This window comes from Frondihabitans sp. PAMC 28766 (genome assembly GCF_001577365.1).
Taxonomy (GTDB): domain Bacteria; phylum Actinomycetota; class Actinomycetes; order Actinomycetales; family Microbacteriaceae; genus Frondihabitans.
Genome location: NZ_CP014513.1, coordinates 4,294,028 through 4,311,716, shown reverse-complemented (window position 1 = coordinate 4,311,716; position 17,689 = coordinate 4,294,028). Strand labels below are relative to the sequence as shown.

General features: G+C 70.5%; 13 protein-coding genes. 7 read left to right on the top strand and 6 right to left on the bottom strand.

The features are described from left to right. On the bottom strand, nucleotides 1-1,473 hold the full coding sequence (locus AX769_RS20530) for an NAD-dependent succinate-semialdehyde dehydrogenase (RefSeq protein WP_066282849.1): 1,473 nt from the start codon (nucleotides 1,471-1,473) through the stop codon (nucleotides 1-3). Beyond that, a complete protein-coding gene (gene gabT, locus AX769_RS20525) occupies nucleotides 1,470-2,822 on the bottom strand; it encodes a 4-aminobutyrate--2-oxoglutarate transaminase (protein ID WP_066282848.1) in 1,353 nt (450 codons plus the stop codon). The genes AX769_RS20530 and gabT overlap by 4 nt, the downstream gene beginning before the upstream one ends. A 130-nt stretch (nucleotides 2,823-2,952) precedes the next feature. Between gabT and AX769_RS20520 the strand changes: the two genes are divergently transcribed. Further along, nucleotides 2,953-4,464 (top strand): PucR family transcriptional regulator, encoded by a 1,512-nt coding sequence (locus AX769_RS20520; protein ID WP_066282847.1) that lies wholly within the window; start codon nucleotides 2,953-2,955, stop codon nucleotides 4,462-4,464. A gap of 143 nt (nucleotides 4,465-4,607) precedes the next feature. Beyond that, the gene (tatA, locus tag AX769_RS20515; RefSeq protein ID WP_066282844.1) at nucleotides 4,608-4,880 is read left to right on the top strand and encodes a twin-arginine translocase TatA/TatE family subunit; all 273 of its coding nucleotides are present in this window, start codon (nucleotides 4,608-4,610) and stop codon (nucleotides 4,878-4,880) included. A gap of 176 nt (nucleotides 4,881-5,056) precedes the next feature. Here tatA and AX769_RS20510 read toward each other — a convergent pair whose 3' ends face one another. Next, entirely contained in the window at nucleotides 5,057-6,100 is a 1,044-nt protein-coding gene (locus tag AX769_RS20510; protein ID WP_082763975.1) for a phosphotransferase enzyme family protein, read from the bottom strand. A gap of 154 nt (nucleotides 6,101-6,254) precedes the next feature. On the opposite strand from AX769_RS20510, the gene AX769_RS20505 reads away from it, so the two are divergent. Continuing rightward, nucleotides 6,255-7,640, top strand: coding sequence for an aspartate aminotransferase family protein (locus tag AX769_RS20505; RefSeq protein WP_066282842.1), 1,386 nt, complete (start codon nucleotides 6,255-6,257; stop codon nucleotides 7,638-7,640). Between the two features lie 74 nt (nucleotides 7,641-7,714). Next, on the top strand, nucleotides 7,715-8,458 hold the full coding sequence (locus AX769_RS20500) for a GntR family transcriptional regulator (protein WP_066282841.1): 744 nt from the start codon (nucleotides 7,715-7,717) through the stop codon (nucleotides 8,456-8,458). Nucleotides 8,459-8,893: 435 nt separating this feature from the next. On the opposite strand, the gene AX769_RS20495 is transcribed toward AX769_RS20500, so the two are convergent. The 3 genes from AX769_RS20495 to AX769_RS20485 form a co-directional block, all read right to left on the bottom strand. Beyond that, nucleotides 8,894-9,961 carry a chitinase gene (locus AX769_RS20495; protein ID WP_066282840.1) on the bottom strand — a complete coding sequence of 356 codons (1,068 nt, stop codon included), beginning with the start codon at nucleotides 9,959-9,961 and terminating at the stop codon, nucleotides 8,894-8,896. Nucleotides 9,962-10,033: 72 nt separating this feature from the next. Continuing rightward, nucleotides 10,034-11,800, bottom strand: coding sequence for a glycosyl hydrolase family 18 protein (locus AX769_RS20490; protein WP_066282837.1), 1,767 nt, complete (start codon nucleotides 11,798-11,800; stop codon nucleotides 10,034-10,036). Nucleotides 11,801-12,199: 399 nt separating this feature from the next. Beyond that, the gene (locus tag AX769_RS20485) at nucleotides 12,200-13,201 is read right to left on the bottom strand and encodes a LacI family DNA-binding transcriptional regulator (protein ID WP_066282834.1); all 1,002 of its coding nucleotides are present in this window, start codon (nucleotides 13,199-13,201) and stop codon (nucleotides 12,200-12,202) included. A 160-nt stretch (nucleotides 13,202-13,361) separates the two neighbouring features. On the opposite strand from AX769_RS20485, the gene AX769_RS20480 reads away from it, so the two are divergent. Genes AX769_RS20480 through AX769_RS20470 form a run of 3 tightly spaced genes read left to right on the top strand, consistent with a single transcriptional unit; the run spans nucleotide 13,362 to nucleotide 17,687 of the window. Beyond that, a complete protein-coding gene (locus AX769_RS20480; RefSeq protein ID WP_066282831.1) occupies nucleotides 13,362-15,386 on the top strand; it encodes a glycoside hydrolase family 127 protein in 2,025 nt (674 codons plus the stop codon). A 12-nt stretch (nucleotides 15,387-15,398) separates the two neighbouring features. Further along, nucleotides 15,399-16,703 carry a sugar ABC transporter substrate-binding protein gene (locus AX769_RS20475; RefSeq protein WP_066282827.1) on the top strand — a complete coding sequence of 435 codons (1,305 nt, stop codon included), beginning with the start codon at nucleotides 15,399-15,401 and terminating at the stop codon, nucleotides 16,701-16,703. 30 nt (nucleotides 16,704-16,733) lie between these two features. After that, nucleotides 16,734-17,687 carry a carbohydrate ABC transporter permease gene (locus AX769_RS20470; protein ID WP_066282825.1) on the top strand — a complete coding sequence of 318 codons (954 nt, stop codon included), beginning with the start codon at nucleotides 16,734-16,736 and terminating at the stop codon, nucleotides 17,685-17,687. The last annotated feature ends 2 nt before the right edge of the window (nucleotides 17,688-17,689 follow it).

Below are 17,689 nucleotides of genomic sequence, written 5' to 3'. Positions count from 1 at the left end.
CTAGCTCGCCGGCAGCATCGTGTACGTGGTGTCGAGGTATTCGTGGATGCCCTCGAGCCCGCCCTCGCGGCCGAGGCCCGACGATTTCACACCGCCGAAGGGCGCCGACGCGTTCGACACGACGCCCGCGTTGAGGCCGAGCATGCCGGCGCGCAGCGACGCCATCAGGCGGTGGCCGCGGGCCAGATCGGTCGTGTACGCGTAGGCGATGAGGCCGAACTCGGTGTCGTTGGCGAGCCGCACGCCGTCCTCCTCGGTGTCGAACGTCGCGATCGCGGCGACCGGGCCGAAGATCTCTTCGCGCAGCAGGCGCGTGCCGGGCACGATGCCCGACAGCACGGTCGGCGCGAAGAAGGTGCCGGGGCCGTCGATGGCGCTGCCGCCGGTCAGCACCGAGGCGCCGCGCGAGGTGGCGTCGGCGACGAGGTCGGCGCTCTTCGAGACCGCTGCCTCGTTGATGAGCGGCCCGATCGAGACGCCGTCGTCGGTGCCGCGGCCGATGCCGAGGGCCTCGACCCGGGCGGTGAGCTTGGCTGCGAACTCGTCGGCGACGCCCTTCTGCACGAAGAAGCGGTTGGCCGCGGTGCAGGCCTCGCCGATGTTCCGGAACTTGGCGAGCATCGCGCCGTCGACCGCCTTGTCGATGTCGGCGTCGTCGAAGACCACGAACGGGGCGTTCCCGCCGAGCTCCATCGAGGTGCGCAGCACGTTGTCGGCGGCCTGCTTGAGCAGGATCTTGCCCACTGCGGTCGAGCCGGTGAAGCTCACCTTGCGGAGGCGCGGGTCGGCCATGATCGCCGACGAGACACCGGACGCGTCAGTGGTCGTGACCACGTTGACGACGCCCGCGGGCACGCCGGCCTCGAGGAGGAGCCCCGCGAAGTAGAGGCTCGTGAGCGGCGTGAGCTCGGCCGGCTTGACCACGACGGTGCAGCCCGCGGCGAGAGCCGGGCCGATCTTGCGGGTCAGCATCGCGAGGGGGAAGTTCCACGGGGTGATGAGGAAGCACGGGCCGACCGGGCGGTGCGACACGATCGTCGTACCGGTGCCCTCGGGGTTCAGCCCGTAGCGGCCTGAGATGCGCACGGCCTCTTCGGAGAACCAGCGCAGGAACTCGGCGCCGTAGGTGACCTCGCCCCGAGCCTCGGCGAGAGGTTTGCCCATCTCCATCGTCATGAGCAGCGCGAGGTCGTCGGTGTGCTCGATGGTCAGATCGAAGGCGCGGCGCAGGATCTCGGCGCGCTTGCGGGGCGGGGTCGCAGCCCATCCTGCCGCTGCGTCGTCGGCCGCGTCCAGGGCGGCGATCCCGTCGGCCGGAGTGCCGTCGGCGACCTCGGCGAGTGACGCCCCGGTCGCAGGATCGATGACGGTGAACGTCTCTCCGCCGGTCGCGGGGCGCCAGACGCCGTTCACGAGAAGCCCGGAGGGGACGTCGGCCAGCAGCCGGTCTTCGGTCGTCGCGGTGATGGTCATGAGGCCTCCAGTGCCTGGCGCACGACGTCGAGCCCCTCGCGGAGCAGGTCGTCGCTGATCGAGAGCGGCGGAAGGAAACGGATGACGTTGCCGAAGGTGCCGCAGGTCAGGAGTACCACCCCGTGCTGGTGGCTGTACGACGCGATGGCGGCGGTGAGAGCGGCATCCGGGTCGCCCGTGGCGGGGTCGACGATCTCGATGGCGATCATCGCGCCGCGCCCGCGGACGTCGCCGACGCGGGGGTCGGCCGACTGGATGTCGGTCAGGATCGGCTTCATCAGCGTCTCGATCTCACGAGCGCGCTCGATGAGGCCGTCGTGCTCGTACGAGTCGATGGCCGCGAGAGCTGCGGCGCAGGCCACGGGGTTGCCGCCGTAGGTGCCGCCGAGGCCGCCGACGTGGGGGGCGTCCATGATCTCCGCCCGGCCCGTGACGGCCGACAGCGGCAGGCCGCCGGCGATGCCCTTGGCGGTGGTGATGAGGTCGGGCACGATGCCCTCGTGCTCGCAGGCGAACATGGCGCCGGTGCGGGCGAAGCCGGTCTGCACCTCGTCGGCGATGAAGACGACGTCGTTGGCGCTCGCCCACTCCGACAGGGCGGTGAGGAATCCGGGCGCGGGCACGATGAACCCGCCCTCGCCCTGGATCGGCTCGATCAGGATCGCGGCGAGATTCGCCGCCCCGATCTGCTTCTCGATCATCGAGATGGCCAGTTTCGCGGCGGTAGGGCCGTCGAGCCCGTCGCGGTAGGGGTACGAGAGGGGGGCGCGGTAGATCTCGGGCGCGAACGGCCCGAAGCCCGACTTGTAGGGCATCGACTTCGCCGTCAGAGCCATCGTGAGGTTCGTGCGGCCGTGGTACGCGTGGTCGAAGGCGACGACGGCCTGCTTGCCCGTGTACGAGCGCGCGATCTTGACGGCGTTCTCGACGGCCTCGGCGCCGGTGTTGAACAGGGCCGAGCGCTTGTCGTGGTCGCCCGGGGTCAGCCGGTTGAGGGCCTCCGCCACGTCGACGTAGAGGTCGTAGCCGGTGACCATGAAGCAGGTGTGCGTGAAGCGCCCGACCTGCTCCTGCACGGCCTCGACGACCGCCGGGGCCGCGTTGCCGACGCCTGTGACGGCGATGCCGGTGCCGAGGTCGATGAAGCTGTTGCCGTCGACGTCGACGAGCACACCGCCCCCGGCGACGTCGGTGAACACGGGCAGGCTGATGCCGATGCCCTGCGCCACGGCGCTCGACTTGCGGGCGAGTAGCTCGCGCGAGCGCGGGCCGGGGATCTCGGTGACGAGCCGGCGCTGCTGTGGCAGCGTGGGCCCGCCCGTCCTGTGGCCGGAATCGACGATCGTCATCTGGGGCCTCCTGAAGCGCGACGAATTGGTTCACCGACAACTTAGAGACGTGACCGAGACCCGGTGGTGCCGTTTCGGCAGATTGTGGAGAACGGCGGGCCCGAGCGGCAATTGGGGATAACCTTCGACGGTGCAGATCACGACGCCGCCCACCGTCCGCGGCCTCCTCGCCGAGACCGCCCTGCGCCTGCGCCCGCGGCACCCCGGCAGCGGCCTCGACACGGCCGTCGACTGGGTGCACAGCTCCGACCTGACCGACCCCACGCCCTTCCTCACCGACGACACGATGCTGCTCACCACGGGGACGCAGTTCCCCGCCGAAGACGACGACGCCTACTACGACGCGTACGTCGAGCGGCTCGTCGGAGCCGGGGTCGTCGCGGTCGGCTTCGGGCTCGAGGTCATCCGCGAAGGCACCCCCTCGTCTCTCGCCCGCGCCTGCGAGGCCCACGGTGTCACCCTCGTCGAAGTGCCCTACGAGGTCCCGTTCATCGCGCTGATCCGCTGGGTCGCCGACCGCATCGCCGCCCGCGACCGCGAACGCGACTCGTGGACCCTCCGCGCCCAGCGGGCGGTCTCGATCGCCGCTCTCACCTCGGGCACGCTGGCCGCCGTGGCTCGGGCGCTCGCCGAGCAGGTGGCCGGCGGGGTCGTCGTGCTCTCGTCGACGGGCGACGTCGTGCTCGACGAGCGCGTCGCGCCGGTGTCGCTCGACCCCCTGGCCCTCGAGGGGCGCAGGATGCTGGGGCGCGGCTCACGCGCCAGCGCCGAGGTGCCGCTACCCCGGTGGTCCGGCTTCGCCACCGTGCAGACGCTCGGCCCCCGCGGGGGGCTGCGCGGTGCCATCGGGGTGGCGGGCACGGGTCGCCACGACGTCGCCACCCAGGCCGTGGTGACGAGCGCCGTGGCGATCGCCGAGGTGCTGCTCGGCTACGGGGACTCCGAGCGGAGGCTCGGGCAGCGATCCGGCGCCGTGATCCTGCGCCTGCTTCTCGATGCCCAGCTGCCCGCGGCCGCGGCCCTCGCCGCGGAGTTCGACACGCCCCTGCCCGACCCGCTGCGGGTCGGTATCGCAGGCCTGCCCGACGACTTCAGCGCCGGCAACCGGGCGCAGCTCGTCGATGCGCTGACCCGTGGCGGCCTCGCGTTCGCCGACGACCGGGTCGACCGTGTCGTCTTCGCTCTGACCGCGTCGTCGGTCGAGCGCATCGACCGCGTGCTGGCCGACGTGCCCGCCTTCGCCGGCGTCACGGTCGGCCTGTCGGCGGCCCTCGCGCCCTCCGAGACCGCCGCCGGCTTCGCGCAGGCGACGCGTGTGCTGTCGCTGCGGTCGGAGCCGGGGCTGACGGTCTTCGGCGACTCGGCGGGCGGGCTCCTCGACGACCTGTGGTCGCCCGCGGCCGAGAACGTGGCCCGCAAGCGCCTCGCCGCTCTGCAGGGCGAACCCGGCGATCTGGTGGAGTGCTCGCGTCTCTGGCTCGACCACAACGGCCACTGGGAGTCGGCGGCCCGTCAGGCGGGCCTGCACCGGCACACGCTCAAGGCGCGGATCGCCCGCGTGGGCACGCTGCTGTCGCTCGACCTCGACGAGTTCGCGGGCCGGGCCGAGCTCTGGGCGCTGCTGCAGGCGTCTCGCGCCTGAGAGCCGCCTCGGAGCCCAGGTGAAAATCTCGTGACGAGACGCAATCCGAAGGTGCGATCTCGGGCGATCGGAGTTACGCTCTTCTGACTAGTGGTCGAACCTCCGCGACGGAGCGGAAGGCCGATCAACCGAAAGGACACCCCATGCTGCGAGACCTCGGAGGCTGGCACCTCCTCATCATCCTCGGCATCGTCGTTCTGCTGTTCGGCAGCACGAAGCTGCCGGCCCTCACGCGCGGCGTGGCCCAGTCCATGCGCATCTTCAAGAGCGAGATGAAAGAGCCGTCGAAGACCGCCACCGCCACGGCTGCTCCTGGCACCGCGGCCCCGGCTGCGCCTTCCGCACCGTTCGCTCAGAACGTCGCCGAGCCCGTCGTCACCCCGGTGACGACTCCGCCGGCACCACCGCAGGCCTAGCTCACCCCGCACCACACGAAGCGCGGCACCCCTCCGGAGGTGCCGCGCTTCTGCGTGCCCGGCCCGCCACCCCACCCCATCCCACCCCACCCCACCCCACCCCACCCTTACCTTTTCGGCACGTCCTGATCCCCGCGAGGGTCAGAACGTGCCGAAAAGGTAAGGGTGGGGGCGGGCTAGCCGACGAGCCAGAGCGGGTCGGCGAGATACCGCGCCGCGACTTCGACCGTGCCGGGCTGGTTCTCGCTCCACAGATCGGCGGGCAGCGCGTCTGCTCGGTGCGTGGTCGCCCAGCCGAGCATCGTGAGTCGCCGCATCAGCGACAGCGCGGCCGCCGTCTCGAGGTCGTCGCTCGACAAGGCCGCGACCGACCGGTAGCCGTCGAGCCAGTTCGCCGCCATCTCGTGTGCTTCGGGCCGGTGTTCGTAGAACGTCAGCGCCGAGCCGAAGTCGTAGAGGAAGTAGCCGTCGCCGCAGTCGTCGAAGTCGATGATCGTCGTCTCGCCTCCGTGCGTCATCACGTTGGAGGGCCGCAGGTCGGCGTGGATGAGGCCCCAGTGCTGCGGCGTGCGGGTCAAACCGGAGAGAACTGCTCGGGCGGCCACTTCGGCGCGCTCCAGCGTGTCGAAATCCTGTTGTGCCAACGGGGCGTCCCGCCAGTCGCCCCAGCGGGCCGTCCCGCCGGTCATGTCGTCGAGGGTCCACGAGAACCGCTGGAACTCCGCGGGCCGCTGCCACGCGCGAGCGTGCTCGTGCAGCCGCGCTGTCAGCGCCCCGATCTCGGCGAAGGCCGAGGCGACGTCGGCCTGGTCTTCGAGCATCGTGCCGATGACGAACTCGAACGCGACCACCGTCCACGAGGCACCGGAGTCGTCGACGACGAACTGCACGAGGTCGCCGTCGGCACCGTGGCGGGGCGACGGGGTGGGAACGCCGGCATCGTGCCGCAGAGCTTCGACCCAGAGCAGTTCGCTGCGGACGTGCTCGATGCTCTCGGCATAGCCCGGTCGGCCGAGCCGCACGACGAGCGTCGGATCCTGGTTCACCGACACCATGAACGTGACGTTCTCGGAGACGGCGATCAGCGACAGCGCGGTCGTCGACGGGGCGAGGCCCCACGCCGCGCACACGCCGGAGTTCACCCAGTCGGGCGCCGTATCGCCGCGACGAACGTGGTCGAACGCGGACAGGGAGCCGGTGACGGGCTGATCGAGCGTCATGAGGCAGAAGATACGGCAGGCGGGTGGTCTCGAGCGCGAACTGTCACAGGCCGTTCACGCTCGAAACACGCCATTCATCTGCGGGCCCCCATTGGTAACGCACCGGCAACGCCCCAGGGCCCCGCGCCCCGGCGCGAGACAGCATGATGGAGCCATGACCGGCACCGCATCGATCCTCGACGGCAACAGCTTCAAGGCGGAGGACGCCCAGGCGCTCGATCCGCGCACGCGCGCCCTCACCGAGCGGCGGCGTGTGCTGGGCGATGCCTACCGGCTGTTCTACCGGCACCCCGTCGAACTGGTGCGCGGCCGTGACGCCCACGCTTGGGACGCCCAGGGCAACGAGTACCTCGACCTCTACAACAACGTGCCGAGCGTCGGCCACGCGCACCCTCGCGTCGTCGAAGCCGTCACGCGCCAGATGTCCGCCCTCAACACCCACACCCGGTACCTGCACGAAGGCGTGCTGAACTACGCCGACGACCTTCTCTCGACGATGCCGCATGCCCTCGACGAGGTCATGTTCGTCTGCACCGGTTCGGAGGCGAACGACCTCGCCCTGCGCGTCGGCCGCGAGTACACCGGCGGGCTCGCCTACATCGCGACGAACGAGGCCTACCACGGCAACACCGCGCTCGTGTCGGCGCACTCGCCGTCGCTCAGCCCGGCCGAGACCATGGACGCGACCCTCCGCGTCGTCGACCCGCCCGACACCTACCGGCTGGGATCCGAGACCGCCGAGGGCGCAGGATCCTGGTGGCTGGCTCAGGTGGAGGGCGCCATTCTCGAGATCGAGGCCTCCGGTGACGGGTTCGCGGGTCTGATTCTGGACTCGTCGTTCTCGTCGGACGGCATCTTCCTGGGGGAGACCGGCATGATCCGCGCCGCTCTCGACCTGGTGCACGCGCACGGCGGCATAGTGATCGCCGACGAGGTGCAGCCCGGCTTCGGCCGGACTGGCGAGGCGTTCTGGGGGTTCGCGCGGCAGGGCCTCGGCGCGGTCGACGGGGCTGGTCTCTTCGCCGACCCGTTCGTGCCCGACCTCGTCACCACGGGCAAGCCGATGGGCAACGGGTTCCCGATCGCGGCGATGGCCGCAAGGCACGAGGTGCTCGAGCCGTTCGCCACGAAGCGGCCCTACTTCAACACGTTCGGCGGCAACCCCGTGGCGATCGCCGCGGCGCAGGCCGTGCTCGACGTGATCCGCGACGAGGGGCTGCAGCAGAAGGCGCTGACGGTGGGGGCGGAGCTGCGCGAGGCGCTGCGGGGTCTTGCCACCTCGCATCCTGCCATCGGAGACGTGCGAGGCTCGGGGCAGTACACCGGGCTCGAGATCGTCGCCGACCGCTCGACGAAAGAGCCGGGCACCGCGATCGCTCTCGACCTGCTCGAAGAGCTGCGCGAACGTCGCGTGCTGACGAGCGTGTGCGGGCCGAACAACAGCGTGCTGAAGCTGCGCCCCCCGCTCGCGTTCGAATCGGCCGACGTGCCGCGGCTGGCCGAGTCGCTCGACGGCGCGCTGACCGCGCTCGGCGCCTGAGACGCCCCTTGCCCCGCGCGCCTGACGCGCCCGCCGGTACCATGGCGGCTCCGACCGATTTTCAGTGAGGCGCCGTGCCCAGAGACCACTCCGAGATCGCCCAGGCGATCCGGCGAGCCATCGCGCGTGCCGAGCTTCGAGTCGGTGACCGCCTGGGCTCCGAGCGCGCACTCGCCGAGCAGTTCGGCGTGCCGCGATCGGCCCTTCGTGAAGCCCTCGAAGAGCTCGAGTCGGCGAACGTGATCCGGCGGACCATGGGCCGCACCGGAGGCGTGTTCGTGGCCGACGGCAAGATCGAACGGCAGCTCAACACCATCCAGGGTGTGCCCGACATGCTGCGCCAGCAGGGCTTCGTCTCGTCGACCACCGTACTCGACGAAGGCATCGGGCTGGCCTCGCCCGCCGAGCAGCGCACGCTCGCGCTGGCAGAGGGCGACAACGTCTTCAGGATGCGACGGCTCCGCCTGGCAGGCGGCATCCCGCTGTCTCTCGACACCATGGCCCTGCCGATGCGCCTGCTGCCCGACTTCCAGGGCCACGACCACACGGAGTCCGTCTACCGTCTGCTGGCGCGCGAGTACCGCATCGAGATGCATCAGGCCGACGAGACGATCGACGTGGCCCTCGCGACCGACGGCCAGGCGGCGATCCTGGGCGTCGACCCGGGGGCAGCGCTCTTCGAGATCTGGCGCACCACGTTCGACGCGTCCGAGACGCCGATCGAGTTCTCGCACGACTTCTTCCGCGCCGATCGCACGCGCATCAGCCTGCGCAGGTACGGCGCGCGGTGGAAGCGGGCCGCCCCGCCATCCCGCTGACCCGCGACCTGCCGGCAGAGGACAGGCCCGCCGCCTTCTGAGACGCGAGAGGGCGAAGAAGCATCGCCTCATCGTGATCCTGATGCGTCTTCGCCCTTTCGGCGGGGTCAGACGAGGTCGGGCTCGCGTGCGGGCCTGCCGGGCGAGCCGCGCGGGCCCGCCGGGCGAGCCGTGCGGGCACGCCGGGCGAGCCGCGCGCGCCACGGGCCCCGCGTCGGCAAAACAGGAGTTCACGCGCGGCCGCCGCCGGGCCGTAGGGGGGACCCGGGGTGGTGCATGAGAACTCCTGTTTTGCCGGCGGGGGCCCCGCGTGGGTCCCAGCGCGGGCTCGCCGGCCGAGCCGTGCGGGCACGCCGGGCGATCCGCGCGGGGCCGCCGGCCGAGCCGCGCGGGCCCGCCGGGCGAGCCGCGCGCGCCGGCCGGGGAGCGCGGCGGCTAGAGCCAGCGCGTGAAGCGCGCGAACACGTGGCTGAACGCCCAGGTCGACTGCGCCACACCCGAGCAGGCATTCGCGCCCTTCGTGCCGACGCACGAGCCGTTGTCGCGGTTCAGCGCCCAGAACGACGTCGTGCCGACGCCGGCCGTGCGGGCCCAGCTCACGAACGACTGGGCGCCCGCGACCGAGAGCGTCTCGGCGGGGCCGTAGTCGTCGATGCCGATCATCTGCGTGATCCCGACCTGCTGCCAGAGGGCTCGGGTCGACAGAGTCGGCGAGATGGTCGAGCGCAGCTGCCCGACGAGAGCAGTCGCCGCGGTCTCGCCGTCGGTGGCCATGTCGTGCTGGAGCCCGTCGTAGTAGTCGAAGGTCATGGCGTTGACGGTCGCGATCCGTGCGCCGACCGACGCCGCCGACTGCAGCACGGCGAGGCCGGACGGGGCGAGGCCCTGCGGCGTCGACGGCAGCGTGTAGCTGAACGCGACGCGGCGGTGCGTTGCGGCCGCCCACTTCTCGACGAGCACGATCGCCTCGTTGCGGCGCTGGATGCCCGCCGCGTCGTCGAGCGACGACGCCTCGACGTCGAAGTCGAGCCGCTGCACCTTGTAGGTCGTGACGACGTTCTCGTAGGCGGCAGCGATTGCCGGCACGGAGGTGCAGCTGTCGGCGATCTCGGTGCCCGTGGTGTCCGCCGAGTAGCCGCCGAACGACGGGATCACGTCGCCGCCGTGCAGCCGGATCTTGTCGATCGCCTCGCCGTAGGTCGAAGTCGCCACGGGCGTGCCTGAGTTTCCTGCCCAGTCGACGGTGCAGGATCCTGCGGCCGGCGTCTGGAGGAAGGCGAGGGTGAGGTACTTGGACGCTGAAGCCTGCGAGGTTGCGGCGAGGTCGGGCACGCTCGTCACGTCGATGTAGGGCGCCGCGAAATGCGTCGGCAGGGGCAGGGCCGGCAGGATCGGGACGGGTCGGCTGGGCGCGGCCGTCGCGGCGTTCGCCGGGGTGGCGAGCCCGAGGATGGCGAGCGCTGCGACGGCGGTTGCGCCGAGCGCGAGGGGGATCTTCTTCATGGGTGTCTTCTGGCTTTCGGGGAGGGGTGGGATGGGTGTGGTGCGGGAGGGGAGTCAGTGCGGGCGGGCGAGTCAGGGGAGCTTCGCGAGCTGCGCCTGGACGGCGTCGGCGAACGCGTAGCCGTTGGAGGCGTCCCAGTTGATCGACCAGTCCATGGCGCCGCGGATGGTGGGGTACTTCGCCGTCGGGACGAAGGTGCCGCAGCCCGTGCCGCTCGCCAGGCACGTGAGGGAGCTGTTGACGACCGAGGGTGCGACGTATCCGGATCCTGCCGCGCTCGTCGACGCGGGCACCCCGATGCCGACCTGGCTGGCTTTGAGACCTGCCTGGAGCGCGGTGCACGCGAGCGACGTGACGAAGTCGACGGTGCCCTCGCTGTAGACGCCGCCGTCGCAGCCGTTCATCGACCCGGAGTTGTAGTACTGCGTGTTCATGATCGTGAGCACGTCTTCGATGTTCAGCGCGAGAGCGAGGTAGTCGGACGTCGACGACAGCACGTCGATCGTCTGCGGCGCCATGGTGATGATCGCACCGGGCTTGGCTGCGGCGATCGCGTGGAGGGCCTGTCCCATGTAGGTCGGGTTGATGCCGTTCTCGAGGTCGATGTCGACCCCGTCGAAGCCGTAGGTGCTCATCAGCGACTCGACGCTCGACGCGAAGGCGGCGGCGCTCGCGGAGTCGGAGACGCTGATCGTGCCGTCCTGGCCGCCGACCGACAGGATCACCTTCTGGCCGCGCGAGTGGAGCGTCGCGATGTCGGAGGTGAACTGCGCGGCGGTGTAGCCGCCGAGTGCGGTGGAGAGGCCGGAGTCGATGCTGAAGGTGACCGCGCCGGGGGTGGACGTCGAAGTGGCGAAGGCGACCGCGACGAGGTTGTAGCTCGTGGGGACGGCGGAGAGCGGGAGGGATTCGGCGCCGTTGGTGAAGTCCTGCCAGTAGCCGGTGAGGAGGTGCTCGGGCAGCTGGGCCGCCGCGCCGGTGCCGCCGCCCGTGCCCGTGCCCGTGCCGCCGCCGGTGCCGCCGCTGGCGGCCGCCGTCGTCGTGACGCTCGCTGCGCTCGACTGCGGAGACGCGCCCGTCGCGTTGCTCGCGCTGACGGTGTACGAGTAGGCGGTGCTCGCTGCGATCCCGGAGTCGGTGTAGCTCGTGCCGGTCGCGGTGCCGACCTTCGTGCCGCCGCGGTAGATCGTGTAGCCGCTGAGGGGCGCGGCAGCGCCGGTGGACGTCGTGCCGGTGTTCGACGGTGCAGTCCAGACGATGGTCGCGCTGCTGCTCGTCGTGGCCGTCGAGTGGACGCTCGTCGGGGCACCCGGCACGGTCGCGCTCGAGGCGGGCGGCGTGCTGCTGCCGGCCGGGCCGGTGAGCGAGATGTCGTCGGCGCCGTACGAGCCCTCGCCGTACCAACCGCTGACGTAGATCGTGACGCTGGTCGTGCTCGCTCCCGTGCTGAAGCTCGTCGTGACATTCGACCAGCCCGAGCCCGACGCCCAGATGCTGCCGTCCGTGGTGCCGGTGCCGGTGTCGCCGAGGATCGTGTACGCGCCGGTGACGTAGCCGCTCAGCGTGTAGCTCGAGCCGGGCTTCACCGAGACGACCTGCGAGCACTTCGAGACGTCGCTGGAGGTCGCCGCGTCGGTGAGCGCGTACGAGCCGAAGTGCGGGGCGGTCTTGGTGACCGATCCCGGTCCGGCGCACGTCCACGGGCTGAGAGCGCCGGTCTCGAAACCGGGGTCGGCGACCAGGTCGGCGGTCGCTGCCTCGGCCACGGTCGGGGCAGTGAGACCGCCGATGAGGAGGGCGGCCGCGGCGGCGGCGGCGGCGATGCGACTAAGACTCATGGGACGCTCCGGTCAGGTATTTGTTAGAGTTCTTTACAAACTCCTTCCGAAAAGTGTATTTCTGCTGAACGAGGGTCGACAAGGCGGCCAAAAGGGGGACTCGCGCAGGGTGCGCCTAGAGTGCGGTGGATCGCACGGCACCGCCCCGGTCGGTAAAACCGGAGATTGCTTCCCGCGAGGGTCGCGATCGGCGCGAGCCGGGGCAGCTCACGCAGGATCTCCGGTTGTGCCAACGAGGCGGGTCGGGCACGCGGCGGCGAGGCGGGCCCGCGGGGGCCGGGTGCAGCGCGCGGGGCGAGGCGGGCTCGCGCGGGGCGCGGCGCGCCGCGCGGGGCCGGGCGCGCCGCGCGAGGGCCGGGCGCGCCGCGCCGGGCCGGGCGCGCCGCGCGGCGCGAGCGGCTACGCGCCGACGGTGCTCTCGCGGATCACGAGGGCCGGCTCGATCACGGACGAGGCTGCGGGCCGCCCGGCGACGAGGTCGAGGAGTGCCTGCCCGGCGAGCCGCCCGACGTCTTCGAGCCGCAGGTTGACGGTGGTGAGCGGCGGCCGGCTGGCGAGAGCCATCACGTTCCAGTCGTCGTAGCCGGTGACCGCGACATCGCTGGGCACGCTCTTGCCGAGCTCGCGCAGCCGGTCGCAGACGCCCCGGGCGACCTGGTCGCTGCCGCAGGCGATGGCGTCGATGTCGGGCGAGGTGCGCATCAGCATGTCGACGGCCTGGCGGCCCCAGCGCTCCGACCACTCGCCGAAGAGGGGTGGCGCGACGAGCGACTGGCCGAGCAGGGCGGCCGCGGCCCCGGCGCGCAGCGACGCGGAGGCGTGCCGCTCAGGACCCGAGACGTAGGCGATGCGGTGGCGCCCGATCGAGAGCAGGTGCTCGGCGAGGATCTCGGCCCCGCGCGCGTCGTCGACCGCGATCGAGACGTCGGCACGATCCAAGGACGGCGTGAAGGCGTACACCACCGGCATGTCGACGTCGATGGGAGGCCGCGCGTCGGACGACCGCCCCGTCACGATGATCCCGTCGACGCGGCGTGAGGTGAGCGACCGCAGGTAGTGCTGCTCGCGGACGGCGTCGTCGCGGGTGTCGCACATCAGCACGGCCATCTGACCGGCGGCGAGGGCGTCTTCGGCGCCGAGCATCACCGGCATGCTGAAGCGCCCGAACGAGTCGGTGGTGACCATGCCGACCGTGTAGCTGCGGCCGGAGGACAGCGCCCGACCGCGGGCGTCCATCACGAACCCGAGCTTGTCGGCCGCCTCGCGCACCCGGGCCCGAGTCTCGCTGCGAAGTTGCCCGGTGTTGTTCAGAGCCTTGGAGGCAGTGCCGATCGAGACGCCGGCGAGGGCCGCCACGTCGGTGATCCTGACGACTGCGAAGCCGGATTGATCTGTCGACACGGCAACCTCCTTTCCGAGTCTTCAGATCATACGCAAGATCACAAGCGCAGGCGAAATCAGAGAAAGCGAGTGTTGCGCGAAAGGCGAGACAGACGTAGCCTCACACTCAGAAAACGTATTCCGCACTTTCCGGAATCCCTCGATCTGCACTGGAGCAGCAATGACCGCAACGTCGCCGTCGCCCGTCGGTACCCTCGGGGCACCGCTCAGGGCTCAGCCCGTCCTCCCTTCCGACACCGCGACGACGGCCTTCGCGCCGCTCGCCGCCGGTGACGCCCGCATCACCTCGGGCTTCTGGTCGCTGCGGCAGCAGCGCAACGGAGCCGCTGCCATCCGAGAGGCCTACGACCTCCTCGAGACGGCCGGCAACTTCGACAACCTCCGCATCGCCGCGGGCACCAAGCAGGGCGAGGCGCGGGGCCCCATCTTCATGGACTCCGACATCTACAAGTGGCTCGAGGCCGTCGCCTTCGAATACGCCCGCGAGCCCTCCGGCGACCTGCTGCAGATGCAGCGCGAGGTCACCGGCCTCGTGGCGGGCGCCCAGGCCGACGACGGCTACCTCGACTCGGTGCAGCAGATAGAGGGTGGCCGCGAGGGCCGCTACACGAACCTGCCGTGGAGTCACGAGATGTACTGCGCGGGCCACCTCTTCCAGGCCGCGGTCGCCCAGGTGCGCGGCACCGGCGACACCGGCCTCCTCGACGTCGCGATCAAGCTGGCCGACCACCTCGACGCCACCTTCGGCCCCGGCAAGCGGCAGGACGTCGACGGCCACCCCGTCGTCGAGATGGCCCTCGTCGAGCTCTACCGCGAGACCCGTGAGCGCCGCTACCTCGACCTCGCCGCGCACTTCGTCGAGGCCCGCGGTCACGGCTACACGAAGAGCCACGGCAAGGAGGAGACCTACTTCTCCGACCGCGTGCCCGTCCGTCAGCAGACCACCGTCGAGGGCCACGCCGTCCGCGCGGTCTACCTCGGCGCCGGCGCCACCGACGTCGCGCTCGAGACGGGCGACGCCGAGCTGCTCGCCGCCCTCGAGACGCAGTTCGCCAGCATGATGTCGTCGAAGGCGTTCATCACCGGCGGGCTCGGCCAGCGCTGGGACTGGGAGGCGTTCGGCGACCCTTACGAGCTGCCCACCGACCGCGGCTACGCCGAGTCGTGCGCCGCCATCGGCGGGGTGCAGTGGGCCTGGCGCCTGCTGCTCGCCACCGGCAAGCCCGTCTACGCCGACGCGATCGAGCGCTTCCTCTACAACGCCTTCCTGCCGGGCGTCTCGCTGAGCGGCACCGAGTACTTCTACGTGAACCCGCTGCAGATGCGCGACCACGCCCACGCCGACGAGAATCGCTCGCCTGCCCACGGTCGCCGCGGCTGGTTCGACTGCGCCTGCTGCCCGCCGAACATCATGCGTACCTTCGCCAGCCTCGACGCCTACCTCGCCACGAGCACGGCCGACGGCATCCAGCTGCACCAGTTCGCCACCGGCTCGTTCGCGTTCGAGAACGACAACGCGTCAGGATCCGTGGACGTCACCACCGACTACCCCTGGCACGGCGCCGTCGGCATCGACATCACCGCCTCGACGGGCACCTGGAGCCTCGACGTGCGCGTGCCGATCTGGTCGGACAACACGTCGCTGACCGTCAACGGCGAGCCCGTCGAGACGACGCCCGGCGACGCTGTCACTCCTGGTGAATACGCCCGCGTCACGCGCGAGTGGAAGGTCGGCGACGTCGTGCGCCTCGACCTCGACCTCACCGTGCACCTGTATGCCGCCGACTCGCGCATCGACGCGAGCCGTGGTCAGATCGCGGTGGAGCGCGGGCCGCTCGTCTACGCCCTCGAGCACGGAGACCAGCACGGCCACACCGACCAGACCGCCCCCGAGGTCGATGACGTCCTCCTCGATCTCGAGGGTGCCATCGAGACGAAGAAACGCGACGATCTGCTCGACGGCATCGTCACCGTCGAGCTGAAGGGCTCGTCGCCGTCGAACCACACCGAGACGACCTGGCCGTACCAGCGGGTGGATGCTGCGGCGAGCGGCGTCGGCTACCCCGGTGCGAACCCCGAGACCGAGCCTCAGGATCCTGAAGCCGTCACCCTGACCGCGATCCCCTACTACGCGTGGGCGAATCGTGAGATCGGGCCCATGCGCGTCTGGATCCCGACCCTCTAGGGGGCGCGCCGCATGGACAGACGCGCATTCCTCGCCGGAGGTCTGCTGGGGGCGGCGACGCTCGCCCTCGCAGGCTGCGCCGGCGCCCTGCCGCAGATCGACTCGTCGTCAGGGGCCTTCAATCGAAAGGCCACCGGCACCGTGAACGTGTGGTGCCGCGCGGCGACCCAGACCGGGCTCGTCGCGCTGGTCGACTCGTTCAACAAGTCGCACAGCGACCTCAAGGTCAACCTGACGCCGATCCCCGATGCCCAGTACGTGACCAAGCTGGCCACGTCGATCCGCGGCGGGCAGCCGCCGGACGTCGTCGACATGGATGACATCAACTCGGTCCTGTTCGCCTACCGCGACGTGTTCGCCGACCTCACGAGCGTCGTGAAGTCGCTGCCGTACTACGACAAGCTCTCGACCGGTCACCTCGACCTGGTCAAGCAGCGCGGCAAGATCTGGGGCCTGCCCTACCTCGCCGACAACTCGATGCTGTACTACAACACCGAGATCCTGCAGAAGGCAGACGTCGACCCGACCTCGCTCACGACCGGGTTCGACGCCCAGCTGGCCGCAGCCAGGAAGGTGCAGAAGCTCGGCGGCGACATCCACGCCTGGAGCCTGTCGGGCGCCGCGGCGGGCATCCTCGGGTTCACCGTGCAGCCGAACATCTGGGCGACCGGCACCGACATGCAGATCGGCACGCTCGGCAAGCAGCACGGCCACATCGTCGGCAACGACGCTCTCGAGCAGACGCTGGCGTTCTACCGGCAGCTCTGGGTCGACAAGCTGGTCTCGACGAACGCCTACGCCGACGCCGGCACGGCGTGGGGAGCCGACTTCCGGGCCGGCACCGTCGGCATGATCCCGATCTCGTGGGGATCCGTCTACACGGCGCCTCCGGCCATGCTGAAGAAGATCGACGCGGTGCTGCTCACCGGGCCGACCGGCGGGTCGGCGTTCTTCGACGGTGGCGACAACATGTGCATCCCGAACGGCGCGGCCAACGCAGCGGGCGGCTGGGAGTTCATGAAGTACGCCACCGCGACGGCGACGCAGTCGACGCTGCCGGCCGGCGGCTACTTTCCCGTCCGCTCGGACGTGCTGACCCCCTCGTACGACAAGAAGTACCCGCTCTCGGTGCTGCCGCTGTCGAATCTCAAGAAGGGCTACGCGCCGCAGACGATCGCCTACAACCTGCTCTACAACCAGACGGCGAGCCCCTTCCTCGCCCTCTTCCGCGAAGCCGTCTTCGGCGACGGGGTCACGAAGGCCCTGAAAGCCGCGGCACCCGTCTGGGACCGCATTCTCGACCAGTCCCAGGCCTAGGCCGGGCACCCAGCACAAGGAGGTGCACACATGTCATCCACAACACTGAGGTCGCGAGCCGGCAGCGCTGATCGCGCTGGCGGGCCCGGCAATCGAGGGGCCACGAAACCGCGGGCGTCGCTCACCCACCCGCCGAAGATCGGCCTGGCCCTCGTCACGCCGGCGCTCGCGTTCGTCCTCGTCTTCGTCGTGGCGCCGCTGATCATCGCGGTCTACATCTCGCTGACCAACTGGCCGCTGATCGGCAGCTACCACTTCGTCGGGCTGCTCAACTACTTCAACCTGTTCCAGGATCCGACGTTCGTCCAGTCGATCCTCTACACGCTGCTGTACACGGTGATCGTCACCCTGCCGATCCTGGGGGTCGGCTACTTCCTCGCCGTCCTGGTGCGCTCGAGGCGCCGGGGCGCGACGATCCTCCGCACGATCTTCTTCCTGCCCTACGTTGTCGGCCTCACCACGCTCAGCTTCATGCTCGTGCTCGAGGCGCAGCCGAACTCGGGCCTCGTCAACGTGCTGCTCAAGCTGCTGCACATCACCGACGGGTCGACGGCCTGGCTCGTCAACGGCCCGCTCGCGACGGGCCTGATCATCGTCTTCGTCATCTGGGCCGTGTCGGGCCTCACGATGGTGCTCGTCATGAGCGCCATGCAGGGCATCCCGGGCGAGATCTACGAGGCGGCATCGCTCGAAGGCGCCACCTGGTGGCAGCAGGAGCGACTGATCACGATGCCGATCATCAAGAACACGATCGCGCTGAGCGTCATCATCTCGGTGACCGGATCGCTGCTCGCTTTCACGCAGTTCTACATCCTGACCCAGGGTGGCCCCGGCACCTCGACGCAGACGATCGTCGGCTACATCTACAACCGCGCCTTCGTGCAGCTGCAGCTCGGCGCCGCCACGGCCGAGGCGTTCGCGCTGATCGTGGTCATCGCTCTGGTGACGGCGTTCCAGTTCTGGGCTCTTCGAGAGAGGGACTAATT